15 protein-coding genes, 1 tRNA gene, 1 pseudogene and 1 CRISPR repeat array are annotated in these 16,332 nt (G+C 72.3%); of the genes and pseudogenes, 5 read left to right on the top strand and 12 right to left on the bottom strand.

Annotated elements, in window-relative coordinates; translation table 11 throughout:
- Nucleotides 1–203 (top strand): annotated as a pseudogene (locus UWG_RS33845) (amidase family protein); the annotation flags it as partial.
- A 182-nt stretch (nt 204–385) separates the two neighbouring features.
- Nucleotides 386–841: a CRISPR direct-repeat array (repeat unit 29 nt; unit sequence GGGTCCATCCCCGCACGCGCGGGGAGCAG).
- Between the two features lie 825 nt (nt 842–1,666).
- Here the strand turns inward: UWG_RS33845 and UWG_RS0123360 are convergent.
- Entirely contained in the window at nt 1,667–2,620 is a 954-nt protein-coding gene (locus UWG_RS0123360) for a TIGR03557 family F420-dependent LLM class oxidoreductase (RefSeq protein ID WP_016909627.1), read from the bottom strand.
- A 419-nt stretch (nt 2,621–3,039) separates the two neighbouring features.
- A tRNA-Tyr gene (locus UWG_RS0123350) sits at nt 3,040–3,121 on the bottom strand.
- A gap of 206 nt (nt 3,122–3,327) precedes the next feature.
- On the opposite strand from UWG_RS0123350, the gene UWG_RS0123345 reads away from it, so the two are divergent.
- Nucleotides 3,328–3,816: a YajQ family cyclic di-GMP-binding protein gene (locus tag UWG_RS0123345; protein WP_016909625.1), complete on the top strand. Its 489-nt coding sequence runs from the start codon at nt 3,328–3,330 to the stop codon at nt 3,814–3,816.
- Between the two features lie 94 nt (nt 3,817–3,910).
- Here the strand turns inward: UWG_RS0123345 and UWG_RS0123340 are convergent, their stop codons facing one another.
- Nucleotides 3,911–4,390, bottom strand: coding sequence for a nucleoside deaminase (locus UWG_RS0123340; protein WP_016909624.1), 480 nt, complete (start codon nt 4,388–4,390; stop codon nt 3,911–3,913).
- 728 nt (nt 4,391–5,118) lie between these two features.
- On the opposite strand from UWG_RS0123340, the gene UWG_RS0123335 reads away from it, so the two are divergent.
- From UWG_RS0123335 to UWG_RS0123325, 3 genes are all read left to right on the top strand, one after another.
- Complete coding sequence (locus UWG_RS0123335; RefSeq protein WP_016909623.1) at nt 5,119–6,132, top strand: bile acid:sodium symporter family protein; 1,014 nt, start codon at nt 5,119–5,121, stop codon at nt 6,130–6,132.
- Between the two features lie 74 nt (nt 6,133–6,206).
- The gene (locus UWG_RS0123330) at nt 6,207–7,070 is read left to right on the top strand and encodes an aldo/keto reductase (protein ID WP_016909622.1); all 864 of its coding nucleotides are present in this window, start codon (nt 6,207–6,209) and stop codon (nt 7,068–7,070) included.
- Nucleotides 7,071–7,202: 132 nt separating this feature from the next.
- The gene (locus UWG_RS0123325) at nt 7,203–7,637 is read left to right on the top strand and encodes a DoxX family protein (protein ID WP_016909621.1); all 435 of its coding nucleotides are present in this window, start codon (nt 7,203–7,205) and stop codon (nt 7,635–7,637) included.
- 1 nt (nt 7,638) lies between these two features.
- Here UWG_RS0123325 and UWG_RS0123320 read toward each other — a convergent pair whose 3' ends face one another.
- The 9 genes from UWG_RS0123320 to UWG_RS0123280 all read right to left on the bottom strand — a co-directional run.
- Nucleotides 7,639–8,040, bottom strand: a complete 402-nt coding sequence (locus UWG_RS0123320; protein WP_016909620.1) for a YccF domain-containing protein — start codon at nt 8,038–8,040, stop codon at nt 7,639–7,641.
- A 156-nt stretch (nt 8,041–8,196) separates the two neighbouring features.
- On the bottom strand, nt 8,197–9,057 hold the full coding sequence (htpX, locus tag UWG_RS0123315) for a zinc metalloprotease HtpX (RefSeq protein WP_016909619.1): 861 nt from the start codon (nt 9,055–9,057) through the stop codon (nt 8,197–8,199).
- A 154-nt stretch (nt 9,058–9,211) separates the two neighbouring features.
- Nucleotides 9,212–10,756: an NADH-quinone oxidoreductase subunit N gene (locus UWG_RS0123310; RefSeq protein ID WP_016909618.1), complete on the bottom strand. Its 1,545-nt coding sequence runs from the start codon at nt 10,754–10,756 to the stop codon at nt 9,212–9,214.
- Nucleotides 10,753–12,384 (bottom strand): complex I subunit 4 family protein, encoded by a 1,632-nt coding sequence (locus tag UWG_RS0123305; protein ID WP_016909617.1) that lies wholly within the window; start codon nt 12,382–12,384, stop codon nt 10,753–10,755. The genes UWG_RS0123310 and UWG_RS0123305 overlap by 4 nt, the downstream gene beginning before the upstream one ends.
- Before the next feature lie 4 nt (nt 12,385–12,388).
- On the bottom strand, nt 12,389–14,401 hold the full coding sequence (locus tag UWG_RS0123300) for an NADH-quinone oxidoreductase subunit 5 family protein (protein ID WP_016909616.1): 2,013 nt from the start codon (nt 14,399–14,401) through the stop codon (nt 12,389–12,391).
- Nucleotides 14,398–14,799 carry an NADH-quinone oxidoreductase subunit NuoK gene (gene nuoK / locus UWG_RS0123295; RefSeq protein ID WP_016909615.1) on the bottom strand — a complete coding sequence of 134 codons (402 nt, stop codon included), beginning with the start codon at nt 14,797–14,799 and terminating at the stop codon, nt 14,398–14,400. Before nuoK ends, UWG_RS0123300 begins: the two co-directional genes overlap by 4 nt.
- The gene (locus tag UWG_RS0123290; protein WP_016909614.1) at nt 14,799–15,404 is read right to left on the bottom strand and encodes an NADH-quinone oxidoreductase subunit J family protein; all 606 of its coding nucleotides are present in this window, start codon (nt 15,402–15,404) and stop codon (nt 14,799–14,801) included. The genes nuoK and UWG_RS0123290 overlap by 1 nt, the downstream gene beginning before the upstream one ends.
- A complete protein-coding gene (locus UWG_RS0123285; protein WP_016909613.1) occupies nt 15,401–15,988 on the bottom strand; it encodes a NuoI/complex I 23 kDa subunit family protein in 588 nt (195 codons plus the stop codon). Before UWG_RS0123285 ends, UWG_RS0123290 begins: the two co-directional genes overlap by 4 nt.
- On the bottom strand, nt 15,988–16,332 hold a 345-nt coding region (locus UWG_RS0123280), incomplete at its 5' end, for a complex I subunit 1 family protein (RefSeq protein ID WP_016909612.1). The genes UWG_RS0123285 and UWG_RS0123280, both read right to left, overlap by 1 nt.

Below are 16,332 nucleotides of genomic sequence, written 5' to 3'. Positions count from 1 at the left end.
CGGGCACACCCGCCATGTCCGTCCCCCTCACGACCGACGACGCGACCGGACTCCCGATCGGCATGCAGTTCGCCACCGATTACGGGGCCGAGGACCGCCTCTTCCGACTCGCCGGACAACTGGAACGGGCACGTCCGTGGTGGGGGCGGACGCCTGGGGTGTGGGCGGGGAATTGTTCGGGGGGAGTGGTGGCGGCTGGGTAACGGGGCTCGGTGGCGCGTTGGTTGACGAGTTGCGGCCGGCCCGGTCATCCCGCACTGCCGCGGGAACCTGGCGGGTGCCGGATCTCTCAAGCGGCCGGGGAGGCGCAGTGCGGGCATTCGCAGGGGCGGCCCCGCGGGCGCGGGGAGCAGGCCAGCACCCGCAGGAGCGGCACGTCCCAGGAGGGTTCATCCCCGCACGCGCGGGGAGCAGGCCGACAGCCTCAACGCCGCGGGCCTCTACCCGGGTCCATCCCCGCACGCGCGGGGAGCAGACCGGCTCGACGCCGAGGCGCCGGCACATCTGGGGTCCATCCCCGCACGCGCGGGGAGCAGGGCTCGCAGCCCGCGGCAAGAAGGGGATCGTCGGGTCCATCCCCGCACGCGCGGGGAGCAGGGGCGGACGTGGTCGACGGCGTCTTTGCCGAGGGGTCCATCCCCGCACGCGCGGGGAGCAGTAGCGCTGAAGGACGTACGCCTCGGTCACGCTGGGTCCATCCCCGCACGCGCGGGGAGCAGACCTCCCCGAAGGGGAGGTACCTTTGTCCATCGGGTCCATCCCCGCACGCGCGGGGAGCAGCCTGATGGTCGGCACTGCCGGGGGCGGAGTCGGGGTCCATCCCCGCACGCGCGGGGAGCAGTCTCGTTGACCTGCGTGTTTATCGGCCGCTGTCCCTCGTTGAAGCAACTTTCTTCGAAAGCGACAAATCAGGCATCCCTCTCTGCGGTGGCCGACCCGCCGCGGGCGGCCTCGTTCACGGTGCTGGTCGGTAGCTCGATGACTCGGCCCCCGGACGCGAGCGGTGGAATCGTCGTGTTCGCTGACCTCACGACGACCCACACCGGGAGCACCCTGGCCAACACTACGAGTCAGAGAAGGTGTCGTGCTCCTCGCATGAGGAAGGCAGATCATGCTCGGTCACAAACTCGGTTGCCGGCCGTACCGCCAGGCGCGATGAGAAGGCCGCGCGGCCCCGGGGTCGAGGTGGTCGGTGCGTTTGTCGAAGGTTGAGGCGGCGGTGCAGATTCCGAGGAGCGGCGAGGCAGAGCTTGCCGGGGCGATGCCTGAGCGATCGGCTGAGGGCTCTGGCATTCGAGGACTCCGCGGCACGAGAGGCAGGTTCCTCAACTTGCGCCGGGCTTCAGAAGGTTGCGTCCGGATGGTGGCTCACGCCTGCCCTTCGCCCTGAGTCGTCCGCCCTCGCACAGCCGCCGGAGCACGTCGGTCAGTCGTCCCTTCCTGACTCCGCCAGCGAACCTCAGAGGTGAAGACGAGCATCGCCAAGAGCGTCACCAACTCCGCATCGCCGAGCCGGGTGCGATACCTGCCACGGGCCGCTCCGGCGCGAGTCTTGGTGAGCCTTCAGCGAGTCATCGATCTACACGGCGAGGGAGTTCAGGTCTGTGTTCACACACCGACAGTGGGCGCCCTCGCCTCATGCACGCAGCCGATCGGAACAAGTCGTCTAGCGGAACGACGGGAGCACCTGTTCGCCCCACACCCGGAAGAACTCGTCCTGGTTCGGGCCGATCTGCTGGACGTAGAGCTCGTCGAAGCCGGCGTCGACATAGTTTTGGACCGCTGCCCGGTGCCGTTCCACATCCGGGCCGCAGACCATCTGCTGTCCGACCGCCTCGCGGGAGACCAGCTCCGCGGCGGCGGCGAAGTCCTTCGGGCGGGTCAGTGTCGACGGGACCTGTCCCGGCAGCAGCTCAGTGGCCCACAGCCGGTGCGCAAGGTCCAGACCGGCCTCCTCGGTTTCCGCGTAGCACACCTTCATCCCGCCCTGGACGACACGCTGCCCACCCCCGGAGTCGCGGTACAACTGGACCAGTTCGGCGTTGGGCGAGGCGGTGGCGAAGGCGTCGCCGATGCGGGCGGCCATCTTCGTGGCGACGGGGCCGAAAGCGGACACGGCCATCGGGACCGGCTCGTCGGGCAGCGTATAGATGCGCGCGTCTTCCACGGTGTAGTAGTCGCCGTGGAAGGTGGTGCGCTTGCCGGTGTGCAGCCGCCGCATCAGGTTGACGGCTTCCTCCAGCATCTGCAGCCTCACCGGTGCGGGCGGCCAGGCGTGCCCGAGGATGTGTTCGTTGAGCGCCTCCCCCGTGCCCACTCCCAGCGTGAAACGCCCGCCCAATTGCACGGCCGCCGTGGCCGAAGCCTGGGCGATGATCGCGGGATGGATGCGGAAGGTGGGGCAGGTGACCGCGGTCCCGACGGGCAGGGACACAGCCTCGGACAGCGCCCCGATCACCGACCACACGAAGGCGGCCTGGCCCTGGCTGTCCTGCCAGGGATGGAAGTGGTCGGAGATCCACAGCCGCTCGAAACCGGCCCGCTCGGCCAGTTTCGCCTGCCGTACCAGCTCCTGCGGGGCGAACTCCTCGCAGGCCAGAAAGTAACCGATGCTCACCATGGCGATCGGAGTACCGCGATACGCAGGCGGGAAACGGCCACCCCGCCGACGTCGCTGATTCGGCCCCCCACCGTCACCCCGGTGGGGCGCCGCCCGAGACACGGTTGCGCGCGTGCTGCGTGCGTGTCAGTGCACGCCGACACGCTGTGGCGCACGTAGGGCGGGGAACAGCGTGGCCGTGCTGTTCCGCGTCTACGCCAAGTGCATGGACGGGGCGTCGGCCGCGGCGAACGCTCAAATCGAGAACACGCTCCGGGGGTAGTGAAGGCTGCCCCACGCGTGCCCCACACGCACTGGTCAGGGAGCGATATGGAGTGAGACAAGACGGGACAAAGACCCCGTATCGCGTCGACATCCCGAGGAACGCCAAAGGGCCCCGTGACCAGGAATCTTCCTGGTCACGGGGCCCTTTCGAAGGGTGGCGGCGCAAGGATTCGAACCTTGGAAGGCTGAGCCGGCAGATTTACAGTCTGCTCCCTTTGGCCGCTCGGGCACACCGCCTGGGATTGTCGCCGTGGGGACCCGGGGGTGCTCCCTGGCAACGGGCTAAACCATACCTGATGACCCGGGGTGGTTCGCCACCCCGTTGATCAGCGGGGGTGGGCACGGTGGGAGCCGGGGCGGGGGTGGGTGGGCCTAGTCTTGCGGTTGCCCCGGTGTGCCGGGGGACATGACTGACGGACCACGACACGAGGAGCCAACTCACCATGGCCGACTCCAGTTTCGACATCGTCTCGAAGGTCGAGCGGCAGGAGGTCGACAACGCGCTCAACCAGGCGTCGAAGGAGATCTCCCAGCGCTATGACTTCAAGGGTGTGGGCGGCTCGATCGAGTGGTCGGGCGAACGGATCGAGATGCGGGCCAACTCCGAGGAGCGGGTGAAGGCGATCCTCGACATCTTCCAGGGGAAGCTGGTCAAGCGGGGGATCTCGCTGAAGGCTCTGGAGGCGGGGGAGCCGCAGGCGTCCGGCAAGGAGTACAAGATCTTCGCGACGATTCAGGAGGGGATCTCGCAGGAGAACGCGAAGAAGGTGGCGAAGGTCATCAGGGACGAGGGGCCGAAGGGCGTCAAGGCGCAGGTGCAGGGGGACGAGCTGCGCGTCACGTCCAAGAGCCGCGATCATCTCCAGGACGTCATCTCGCTGCTCAAGGGCAAGGACTTCGACTTCGCGCTGCAGTTCGTCAACTACCGCTGAACGCGCAGCAGGTAGCCAGGCGGGACGAGGACGCCGGCTCCTCGGCGGTCTCGTCCGGCTTCTCCTGCCTGGCCGTGTCGGGCGAGGGCGGTGGTCAGCCCTCCGCGCCGTGGAAGCGACGGAAGAGGGTGCGGATCTCGGCGGTCAGCTCGGGGGACGGCCCTGCCACCTGGATGTCCGGGGCGATCTCGCCGATCGGGAGCGTGCGGACGGGCGGCAGTGGGGCCGCCAACTCCGTCAGCCATTGGGCGATTTGGGCGGAGGAGCTCGCGTAGACGACGTGGCCGAGGCCGACCCAGCCGCTGGCCGCCGCGCACATCGGGCAGTGCTCGGTGGAGGTGTAGACCGTCGCCGTGGCGCGCTCACGGGGTGTCAGCAGGGACGTGGACAGGCGCGCCAGTGCGAACTCGGGGTGCTGGGTGCCGTCTCCGCCCGCCACTCGGTTGCGGTCCTCGGCGAGTACCTCGCCGTCGGCCGAGACGAGCAGGGAGCCGAAGGGCTCGTCGCCCGAGTCGAGCGCCTCGGCTGCCAGCTCGACGGCGCGGCGCAGGTACGTCAGGTCGTCCTCGTTCACGGGTCCTCGCTTCGTTCGACGCCGGGTCACCGCGAGGGTAGCCCCGTCCGTCCGAGGCCATGTCCCCGGCGGGGGTCCGGCACGGCGCCGGCCACCCGGCACCCGACGCACGCCGACCGACGTCCGGCGGCCGTCCTCGGCGACGAGCCCGGAAGCCCGTCCGGCACGGACAGCGGCACCGGCCCGAAGCCCGCCCGTTACCAGCATCGGCACAGAGCCCGGAAGCGCACGCGGTACGGGCACCGGCACCGGCCTGAAACCCGTCGGGAGCAGCACCGGCACAGAGCCCGGACGCCTGCGCGGCCCCGGCACAGAGCCCGGACGCCCGCGCGGCCCCGGCATCAGAGCCGGAAGTCCGCCCGGCCCGGCATCAGAACCCGGAGGCCATCCAGCACCGGCATCAGCGCCAGGAGCCCACCCGGCCCCGACACCGGAGGCCGGCAGCCCGCCCGACCCCGGCACCAGCCCCGGCAGCCCGCACCGCGTGTCCTTCACCACACCCCGCCGCCCCGCGCGAACTCCCCCACCCAGCGGCGGCAGCAAAGCACCGCGTGTCCTTCACCACTCCCGGCCCCTCGCCCTCCCGCCCGGACTCACCGCCGACCGACGGGAGTTGGCGTCACCGGCGGTAGGAGGAACACGCGACCGGCACGGGAAGAGGGCGGGCCAGGCGGGTCGGATGGCGAGACGGTGTTGCGCGGAGGCGCCGGGAGGCGTTGCATCGCGCCGTGCGAGAGCAACGAGCCCAGCAGTACCCCGAAGAACCCTCGGACACGGCGGCCCAGGGAAAGCCACCCCCCGGTTCGAGCGAGGACGGCGGTTCCCAGGACCGCTCGGCGCGGCGGGCCGTCACCGTCTTCCCCGTCCTCGTCCTCGTGGCGGGTGCCCTCGGGCTGGTCATGCCCGGCACCTTCGCGGGGGGCGGCGACGCGGTGCCCTACCTGCTGGGGGTCGTCATGTTCTGCATGGGCGTGACGATGACCGTCGACGACTTCAAGGGGGTCGCCAAGCGGCCGTGGGCGGTCGCGCTCGGGCTGGTGGCGCACTACGTGATCATGCCGGGGCTCGGCTGGGTCGTCGCGCACGCGCTCGATCTTCCTCCGCAGCTCGCGGCCGGCGTCATCCTCGTCGGGTGTGCGCCGAGCGGGACGGCCTCCAACGTCGTCACCTACCTCGCGCGGGGTGACGTGGCGCTCTCGGTCTCGGTGGCGACCGTCTCGACGGTGGTGGCGCCGCTCGTCACGCCGCCGTTGACGCTGCTCCTCGCCGGCTCGTACCTGCCCGTCGACGCCGGGTCGATGGTCGCGGACATCCTCAAGACGGTGCTGCTGCCGGTCCTCGCCGGGCTGGTGGTGCGGCTGCTCGCCGGGCGGTACGTGACGAAGGCACTGCCCGCGCTCCCGTGGCTCTCGGCGCTGACGATCGCCGCGATCGTCACGGTGGTGGTGGCGGGGAGTGCGGACGCGATCAAGTCGGCGGCGGCGCTGGTGATGCTCGCCGTCTTCCTCCACAACGGGCTCGGGCTCGGCCTCGGTTACGCGGCCGGGCGGCTGTTCCGCCTCGGGGAGCCGAGCAGCAGGGCGCTCTCGTTCGAGATCGGCATGCAGAACTCCGGGCTCGCTGCTTCGCTCGCGAGTGCGCACTTCAGTCCGCTCGCGGCGCTGCCGGCGGCGATCTTCTCCGTCTGGCACAACGTCTCGGGCGCGCTCGCCGCGGCGTGGTTCTCCCGCAGGCGACGCTGAGCCGCGCGGGAATCCAGCCACCGGGCTCGCACGTTGGGGGTGCAGGAAATTTCCACCAGAAGCGAGGAGTCCGATTGAGTACGCCCCCACCGGCGCATGCCGCCGGCACCCTCGCCCTCGGCGGCGACCTGTCCGTGCACCGACTCGGGTACGGCGCGATGCAGCTCACAGGACCCGGCGTCTGGGGTGAGCCGAAGGACCCGGACGAGGCGGTCCGCGTGCTGCGCCGCGCCGTGGAGTTGGGCGTGGACTTCATCGACACCGCCGATTCCTACGGCCCGTTCGTCAGCGAGCGCCTCATACGCGAGGCCCTCCACCCCTACCCGGAGGGCCTCGCGCTGGCCACCAAGGGCGGGCTGACGCGCGCAGGGCCGGACGACTGGCGTCCCGTCGGGCGGCCGGAATACCTGCGTCAGCAGGCGGAGCTGAGCCTCAGGCACCTCGGCGTCGAGCGCATCGACCTCTACCAGCTCCACCGGATCGACCCGCAGGTTCCGGTCGCCGACCAGCTCGGGGAGCTGGCCCTGCTCCAGCAGGAGGGCAAGATCCGGCACATCGGGCTCTCCGAGGTGAGCGTCGAGCAGATCGAGGAGGCGCGGAAGCACGCGACCGTCGTCTCCGTGCAGAACCTCTACAACCTCGCCAACCGCGCGGCCGAGGACGTGCTCGACTACGCCGAGCGCGAGGGCCTCGCCTTCATCCCGTGGTTCCCCATCGCGACGGGTGAACTCGCGGCGCCCGGCGGCCCGTTGGAGGGACCGTCGAAGGACCACGGCGCCTCTCCCGCGCAGCTCGCGCTCGCGTGGCTGCTGCGCCGCTCCCCCGCGATGCTGCCGATCCCGGGAACGTCCAGCGTGGGGCACGTGGAGGAGAACATCGAGGCCGCAGGGATCGCCCTGAGCGAGGACGAGTTCAAGGCGCTCGCCGAAGCCGTGTGAGGCGGCCCCGCCCGTGCCGCGGCGCGACGTCTGCGCCCGCCGTGCCAGGACCGCATCCCCCTGACACGGCGGGCGCAGAGGGCACTACGCTCGGCCGCACGCCCGAGAATCCGCCGCAGCAACGGAGGTCCGATGGCTCAGCACGCCGCACCCGCGCTCGCCCGTCTGCTCGCCACCGCCGGTACCGGTCACTTCGTCGCGCCCCGCGTCTTCGAGGGGATCGTCCCCACCAGGCTGCCGGGCACGGCGCGCACCTGGGTCTACGCGAGCGGGGCCGTGGAGCTCGCGCTGGCGGCCGCGGTCGCCCATCCCAGGACGCGTGCGCTCGGCGGGGCTGCCGCCGCCGGGCTCTTCACCGCCCTCCTGCCGGCCCACGTGAAGATGATGAGGGACTGGCGGGACAGGTCCACCGCGCACAAGGTGATCGCCTACGGCCGGACGCCGCTGCAAGCACCGCTGGTGCTCTGGGCGTTGGACGTCTCGCGCCGGGCCCCGCAGGAGTCCCTCCGCCCCGGACGGCTGCTGAAGCGGCTGTCGGCGGGCAGCAGCGGGGCCGCGAGCAGCTAGCTCACCACCCCGCGAACCGCTGGTCCGACGGGACCACCTGGCGGCCGAACGGCATCAGGGAGACGGGGATGAGCTTCAGGTTCGCCCAGCCGAAGGGGATGCCGATGATCGACAGGAAAAGAGGGATGCTGGTGAGGATGTGGCCGATCACCAGCCACCAGCCGGCGAAGACGAGCCAGATGACGTTGCCGACGCAGGAGGGGCTCCCTGCGTCCCGCCTCACCACGGTGGTGCGGCCGAAGGGCCAGAGCACGTAGCCGGCGATCCGCCCTGCTGCTATGCCGAACGGGATCGTCACCACGAAGACGAAGCAGATCAGCGCCGCCAGCGCGTAGCCGAGCGCCATCCAGATCCCGCAGAAGATGAGCCAGAGCAGGTTCAGCACCAGTTCGATGAGCTTCACCGCGGTTCCCCTCGCACTTCCCCGTCTCCCGGGACCTCCGGGGACGGCCTCGACCGAGCTTTCCACGCGGCTCGGACAGCCCGGCCGCGTCCGGGCGGTTTCGCGCCACCCGGGGTGAAGGACGTCAACCCCCTGATCACGGTTGCCGGTCGGCTGTCAGTGCCGGCCGGCCATCCGCTCGAGCCGGGCGATGCGCTCGCCCATGGGCGGGTGGGTGGAGAAGAGCTTCGCCATGCCGTCGCCGCGCCGGAAGGGGTTGGCGATCATGAGATGGCTGGAAGTCTCCAGCCGGGGCTCGGGCGGGAGCGGAAGCTGCTGGGTGCCGGCCTCCAGCTTCCGCAGCGCGGAGGCGAGGGCGAGCGGGTCGCCGGTGAGCTGGGCGCCGGAGGCGTCGGCCTCGTACTCCCGGGAACGGGAGACGGCGAGCTGGATGAGCGAGGCGGCGAGCGGGCCGAGCAGCATGATCAGCAGCATGCCGAGGAGGCCGGGCCCCTCGTCGTCGTCCGAGCGCCCGAAGGGGATCAGCCAGGCGAAGTTGACGAGGAAGACGATCACCGAGGCGAGCGCTCCCGCCACCGAGGAGATGAGGATGTCGCGGTTGTAGACGTGGCTGAGCTCGTGGCCGAGAACGCCCCGCAGCTCCCGCTCGTCGAGGAGGCGGAGGATGCCCTCGGTGCAGCAGACCGCGGAGTGGCGCGGGTCGCGGCCGGTGGCGAAGGCGTTGGGCGCCGCCGTGGGCGAGATGTAGAGACGGGGCATCGGCTGCCGGGCGGCCGTCGAGAGTTCGCGGACGATGCGGTAGAGCCCCGGCGCCTCGAACTCGCTCACCGCGCGTGCCCGCATGGAGCGGAGCGCGATGCGGTCGCTGTTCCAGTACGCGTAGCCGTTGGTGGCGAGCGCCACGACGACGGCGACGACGAGGCCCGTGGTGCCGAAGAGGCTGCCGATCCCCACGATGACGGCGGAGAGTCCCCCGAGGAGCAGGGCCGTCCTCAGCCCGTTGTGCCTGCGGTGCACAGTACGCCCTCCAGATGGTGCAGCAGGGGAACCCTGTGCCGGGTGCCGTCCCACCAGTCGGTGGGTCCTTCACGTAAGCGTCAACGCGACGCAGCCGCGGTCAGTTCCCGTTCCCCCGTGCGTGGCAGCTCACGCGGACCAGCCGGTCGGGCCACTACAGCAGCGCAGCTCCGGCGAAGCGGAGGATGAGCTGCGGCGCCCCGGAGAGCGCGAGGCCGAGGAGCGCGGTGCCGGCGACGGCGAGCGCGAGGGGCACGGCCGTGCGCGCCGGCCCAGGCGCGGGAAGCGGCTGCCCCTCGGGGGCGCGCGCGAAGAGGACGGCGGTCCACCGGAGGTAGTAGGCGAGCGCGATCACGACATTGACGGCCATCACGGCGGCGAGCCACCCCAGCCCCGCGTCGACGGCGGCCCGGAAGACGGTGACCTTGGCGAAGAGGCCGACGAGCCCCGGCGGCAGGCCCGCGAGGCAGAGCAGGAAGAAGGCGAGGAGCAGCGCCGTCAGCGGGGCGCGCGTCCCGAGGCCGCCGAGGTCGGAGAGCCGCAGCCCGCCGCCGCGCCGCACCAGCGCGACGCAGGCGAAGGCCCCGAGGTTGACCACGCCGTACATGAGCGCGTACGCGACCGTCGCGCCCACCGCCTCCCCCGGCTCGTCGGCGTACGCGGCGGCGGCGAGCGGTACGAGCAGGTAGCCGGCCTGCCCGACGGACGACCAGGCGAGCAGCCGCACCGCGCTGTCCGCTGTCCCGGCGCGCTGGCGGAGCGCGGCGACGTTGCCGACGGTCATGGTGAGCGCGGCGAGGGCGGCGAGGAGCGGCCCCCACACGTGCCCGTAGGACCGGAACCCGAGGACGGTGACGAGCGCGAGCCCCGAGAACCCGACCGCCTTCCCGACGACGGAGAGGTAGGCGGCGACGGGCAGCGGGGCGCCCAGGTACGTCTCGGGGACCCAGAAGTGGAAGGGCACGGCGGCGGTCTTGAAGGCGAAGCCGACGAGGGTGAGCGCCGTCCCCGCGGCGGCGAGCGTGCTCAGACGGGGATCGACGGTGGGGAGTTCGCGGGCGATGTCGGCGAGGTGGAGGCTGCCCGTCGCCGCGTAGACGAAGCTGACGCCGAGGAGGAGGACGGCGGTGGCGGTGACCGAGGAGACGAAGAACTTGAGCGCGCCTTCGGAGCTGCGCCCGTCCGAGCGCCGCAGCGCGACGAGCGCGAACGACGGCAGCGAGGCCACCTCCAGCGCGACGACGAGCGTGGCGAGGTCGCGCGAGGCGGGCAGCAGCGCGGCTCCTGCCGAGGCGGCGAGCAGCAGGAACCAGAACTCGCCGCGCGGCAGGTCCTCGTCCTCGACCGCCGTCATCGACATGCAGGCGACGACCAACGCCGCGCCGAGAACGAGGAGTTGGACGGAGAGCGCGAACGCGTCGGCGGTGTAGCTGCACGGCCCCGCGCCGCCGTCGAGGCAGAAGGTGGCGCGTCCCCCGCCGGCGAGCGGGAGCAGCGAGAGCAGTGCGACGGCGAGTCCGGCTGCGGCGGTCCAGCCCAGGAGCCGCTTGCGCGTTCCCTCCAGGAAGAGGTCGGCGACGAGGACGCCGACCCCGAAGAGCGCGGCGAGGAGCGGCGGTGCCAGCGCCGCCCAGTCGATCGACTGCACGGCGCCCGCGGCGAGCGCGGTGCCGGGGGAGGCTGCGTCGGTGGCGGTCAACGGGTCACTCCTGGCAGGAAATTCTGCACGGCGGGGTCGGTGAGTCCGAGCAGCGCCGCGGGCCACAGCCCGGCGAGGACGGTGAGGACGGCGAGCGGTGTCCAGGCGGCGAACTCGTGGGCCCGCACGTCGGGCAGCGTGTGGAGCGGCGGTTGCGCCGGGCGCCAGCCGTCCTGCTCGCTCTTCGCCGGCGCCTGCGGCTTCGGGTCGCCCATGCAGACGCGGCCGACGACGAGGAGCAGGTAGGCCGCCGTGAGGAGGGTGCCGAGCCCGCCGAGGGCGAGGAAGACGAGATACGCGGGCCGGCTCAGTCCGTCGGCCGGGTGGTAGGCACCGAGCAGGGCGAGCATCTCGCCCCAGAATCCGGCGAGTCCGGGGAGCCCGAGCGAGGCGACGGCGCCGAAGGCGAGGAGTCCGCCGAGGCGGGGGGCGCGGGCGTAGAGGGCGGCGCCCGTACGGCCGGCGAGCGCGTCGAGGTCGGTACTGCCCGTGCGGTCCTTGACGGCGCCGACGAGGAAGAAGAGCAGCCCGGTGATGAGGCCGTGCGCGACGTTGGCGAAGAGCGCGCCGTTGACGCCGGTCTTGCTCAGGGTCGCGATGCCGAGCAGGACGAAGCCCATGTGCCCGACGGAGGAGTAGGCGACGAGCCGCTTGAGGTCGCCCGCCGCGCCGCGGCGCACCAGCGCGAGGCAGACGAGCGAGCCGTAGACGATGCCGACGGCGGCGAACGCGGCGAGGTAGGGCGCGAAGGTCCGCATCCCCTCGGGCGCGGACGGCAGCAGGATGCGGACGAAGCCGTAGGTGCCCATCTTCAGCAGCACCCCGGCGAGGAGGACGGAGCCGACGGTCGGCGCCGCCGTGTGCGCGTCGGGGAGCCAACTGTGCAGCGGCCACATCGGCGTCTTGACGGCGAGCCCGAGTCCGACGGCGAGGACCGCGACGAGCTGCGCGGTGTGCCCGAGGCCCGCGCCGTGCGCCTCGGCGAGGCGGACCATGTCGAAGGTCCCGGCGCCGAGGCCGAGCACCAGCAGCCCGAGCAGCATGACGAGCGAGCCGAGCACGGTGTAGAGGACGAACTTCCCCGCGGCCGCGGTGCGTTCGCGGCCCTGCTCGTCCCCGCCGCCCCAGCGCGCGATGAGGAAGTACATCGGGACGAGGACGGTCTCGAACGCGAGGAAGAAGAGCATCAGGTCGAGCACGGCGAAGGTGGCGAGGGTGCCGGTCTCCAGGAGGAGGAGCAGCGCCACGAAGGCCGTGGGCGTCGGCCCTGCCGGCGGCCTGGAGTAGGCGTGGAGCGCGCAGAGGAAGGTGAGCAGCGCGGTCAGCACGAGCAGCGGCAGCGAGACGCCGTCGACGCCGAGGTGGAGGCGGACGTCGAGCGCGGGGATCCAACTGGCGTCGGTCTGCGCCTGCATGGTGCCGGAGCGCGCGTGGTCGAACCCGGCGGCGAGGGCGACCGTGAGGGCGAGGACGGCGCCCGTGACGACGACGCCGTGCCGCAGCACGGCCTGCTCGGGCGAGCGCCCGCGGAGTCCGGGCGGGGCCGGAAGCAGCGCGGCGGCGGCCCCGAGGAGCGGCACCGCGACGACGGCGAGGAGCAGGATCCGGAGCACGGTCTCGTCGATCACGGGGTCACGCTCCTGCGGTTCCGGTGGCGGCGACGGCGGCGGCGACCGCGAGGACGACCGAGCCGGCGAGGAGCACGGCGAGGTACGTCTGGAGGTTGCCGGTCTGCGCACGGCGTACGAGGGCGCCCAGCATCCGCGAGCCGCGTCCGGCGCCGCGCACGTAGGCGTCGACGACGTCCCGGTCGAGCATCCGCGCCAGCCGGGAGGCGGCGAGCGCGGGCCGGACGGCGACGGCGCGGTAGGCGGCGTCGAGGCGGAAGCCGGCCTCTGCGGTGGTGTGCAGGGGGCCGAGGAGCAGCCGACCGGGGTCGGCGCTCGCGGTGCCCGGCGCGAGCGCGGTCGTGTGCCGCCAGGCGCCGTAGGTGACGACGGCGCCGACGAGGGCGACGCCTGTGGCGAGGACCGAGGTGGTGAGCGTCGGCGCGAGCGTCGCGCTGTCGAACCACGCGGGGAGGGCGTCGAAGAGCAGGCCGAAGGCGAGCGTCGGGACGGCGAGGGCCCACAGCACGACCGTCATGGCGGCGGGCTGGCGCCGTGCCCGCGGCTGCGAAGGCGGGGTGTCCGGCAGCGAGTTGGGCTCGTCGCCCGGTGGGTCCTCTTCGATCGCGCCGACGCCGGTGGCGCCCGCGGGCTCGGCGGGTGCCGGGGGTTGCGCGCCGGTCCCGCGGAAGGCGAGGAGCCACATGCGGGTCGCGTACGCCGCGGTGAGGAGCGCCGTGAGGAGCCCTGCGACGAGGACGATCCAGCCGGCGACCGCGGGGACGCCGCTCCGGTGCGCGAGGGCTGCGTGCTCGGCGGAGGCGAGGACGGCCTCCTTGGAGAAGAACCCGGAGAACGGCGGGATCGCGGCGAGCGCCAGCAGGCCGAGCGTCGTCGTCCAGTAGGCGTCGGGGGCGCGGGAGGTGAGCCGGCGGCGTCCCATCGCGGTGAGCGAGTTGGTGCCCGCGGCGTGGATGAGGACGCCGGCGGCGAGGAAGAGCAGCGCCTTGAAGGCGCCGTGCGACAGCAGGTGGAAGACGGCGGCACCGCGGTCGGCGACGGCGAGCGCGCCTGCCATGTAGGCGAGTTGGCTCAGCGTCGAGTAGGCGAGGACCCGTTTGAGGTCGTCCTGCGCGAGGGCGCAGAGCGCCGCGCCCGCCATCGTGAGCCCGGCGAGGGCGGCGAGGACGAGGAGCGCGGCCGCGGAGGAGGCGAAGACCGGCAGCAGCCGTGCGACGACGTAGATGCCGGCCGCGACCATGGTGGCCGCGTGGATGAGCGCGGAGACCGGTGTCGGGCCGGCCATCGCGCTCGGCAGCCAGGTGTGGAGCGGGAACAGCGCCGACTTGCCCGCCACCCCGGCGAGCAGCAGCAGCGCGACGAGCGTCGGGTGGGCCAGCTCCCAGCCGGAGAGCGAGGAGGTGAGGCGCGTGGTGATGGTGCTGATCCGGAAGGTGCCGGCGTCGGACGCGAGCGCGAGGATGCCGATGAGGAACGGCACGTCGCCGAGTTTCGTGGTGAGGAACGCCTTCAGGGAGGCGGAGCGGGCCGCGCGGGTCTCCCAGTGGTGGCCGATGAGGAAGTACGAGCAGACGCCCATCACCTCCCAGCCGACGAGGAGGACGACGAGGTCGTCGCTGTAGACGACGAGGTACATCGCCGCGCTGAAGAGCGAGACGAGCGCCGCGTAGGACGGGTAGCGGGGGTCGTCGCGCAGGTAGCTCGTCGAGTAGAGCTGCACCGCGGTGGCGACGACGCCGACGAGCACGGCGACGAGCGCGGCGAACCCGTCGACGTGGAGCGCGAGTTGGACGGGCAGGTCGGCGTTGCCCGTGGGCGTGAGCTCGGTCGCGCCGCGGATCGGCGTGCCGCCGCTCTGGCGCGCGGCGACGAGCGCCGCGAGCGCCGCGGCGACCGCCGTCGGCAGCACCGCGAGCGGGCGTACGAACCCCGGCGCACGTCCGCCGAGCAGCAGTCCGGCGGCTGCGGCGAGGAACGGCAGGAGCGGGACGAGGACGGCGAGGGTCTGGGTGCTCACTCGGTGGCCTCTCCGCTGGTGTCGGGTCCTTCGCTGCCGCCCGGTCGCGCCGCTGCCGCGCCGGCGGGGGGTGGGGCCGGCTCGTCGCGCGAGTCGTCGCGGAGCAGGCGGAGCCGGTCGACGGCGCTGGTGCCCCGGTTGCGGTGGACGAGCAGCACGATCGCGAGGCCGATGCCGATCTCGGCCGCGGCGACGGCGATGGTGAAGAGCGCGAGGGACTGCCCTGCGTGGAGGGTGTCGCGGAGCCAGACGTCGAAGGCGACGAGGTCGAGGTTGACGGCGTTGAGCATCAGCTCGACCGACATCAGCACCAGGATCAGGTTCCGCCGCGCCAGCACCCCGTAGAGGCCGGTGCAGAAGAGCAGCGCCGAGAGGACGGCCGGGTAGGCGAGGTGCATCAGCGGCCTCCGTCCTCGCTCGTGTCCGCTGCGTCCGGCGGCGCCGCGGAGGCGTCCTTCCGGCGGGAGAGGACGATCGCGCCGACGAGGGCGGCGAGGAGCAGCACCGAGAGCGCTTCGAACGGCAGCACCCAGTTGCGGAAGAGGGCTTCGCCCGTGAGCCGCGTCGAGCCGGCCGCCGGTACGTCGAGCGCGATCCACGTCGACCGGAACGCGTCGACCACGAGGACGACGAGCAGCACGGCGGCGCCTCCCGCGACGGTGAGCGCGGCCGGACGGTTGCCGGAGTCGGCTTCCGGGGAGCGGCCTATCGGCGCCCGCGTCAGCATCAGCCCGAAGAGGAGCAGCACCACGACGGAGCCGACGTAGATCAGCACCTGCACCCAGGCGATGAACTCCGCGGTGAGCAGCAGGTATTCGACCGCCACCCCGCCGAGCGCGACCACCAGCCACAGGGCGGCGTGGACGAGTTGGCGCGTGGTGACCGTCGCGACCGCGGCGCCGAGCACCACGACCCCGACGAGGACGAACGCGATCTCCACGCCGGTCGGCGAGAGGAAGCCGGGGTGGCCGGCGGCGAGCGGGACGGAGAGGACGTGGGTCATGCGCCGTCGCCCTCCGCGCGGTCGTCCGGCGCCTGCGGTCCGGCGTCCTGCGCGCCCTCCGCCGCCTTCTGCGCCGCCTTTTCGGCTGCCTTCTGCGCCGTCGCCAGCTCCTTCGGCTCCTCGGCGGCAGGGTCGAGGGCGGGCGGCTCGGGGACCGTCCACATCCACTCGCGGAGCTTGTCGCGCTCGTGCGTGAGGTCCCTGATGTCGGTCTCCGCGTACTCGAACTCCGGCGACCAGAAGAGGGCGTCGAACGGGCAGACCTCGATGCAGATGCCGCAGTACATGCAGAGTGCGAAGTCGATCGCGAAGCGGTCGAGGACGTTGTGGCTGCGCTCCCTGCCGCCCGGGGTCGCGGGCGGCGTCGTCTCCTTGTGCGAGTCGATGTAGATGCACCAGTCGGGGCACTCGCGGGCGCAGAGCATGCAGACCGTGCAGTTCTCCTCGAAGAGGGCGATCACACCGCGGGAGCGGGGCGGGAGTTCGGGCTGCACGTCCGGGTACTGCGCGGTCACCGTGCGCTTCGTCATGGTGCGCAGGGTGACGGCGAGGCCCTTGGCGAGGCCGGAGCCGGGAAGGGACATCAGGAGAGCACCACCTTGACGACGCCGGTGAGCGCGATCTGGGCGAGGGCGAGCGGCACCAGCACCGTCCACGCGAACCGCTGGATCTGGTCGGCACGCAGCCGCGGGTAGCTGACCCGCAGCCAGATGACGACGAACGAGAGCACCGCCGTCTTCAGCAGCGTCCACACCCAGCCGAGCCCGTCGGCGAACGGACCGTGCCAGCCGCCGAGGAAGAGCACGGCGGTGAGCGCCGAGACGACGACGATCCCCGCGTACTCGGCGAGCAGGAAGAGCGCGAACCGCAGCCCCGTGTACTCGGTGTAGGCCCCGAAGATGATCTCGGAGTCCGCGACGGGCGCGTC

It is taken from the genome of Streptomyces xiaopingdaonensis (assembly GCF_000262345.1).
Lineage (GTDB): Bacteria > Actinomycetota > Actinomycetes > Streptomycetales > Streptomycetaceae > Streptomyces > Streptomyces xiaopingdaonensis.
The sequence above is the reverse complement of the archived record's forward strand: the minus strand, read 5'-3'. Positions and strand labels throughout refer to the sequence as shown.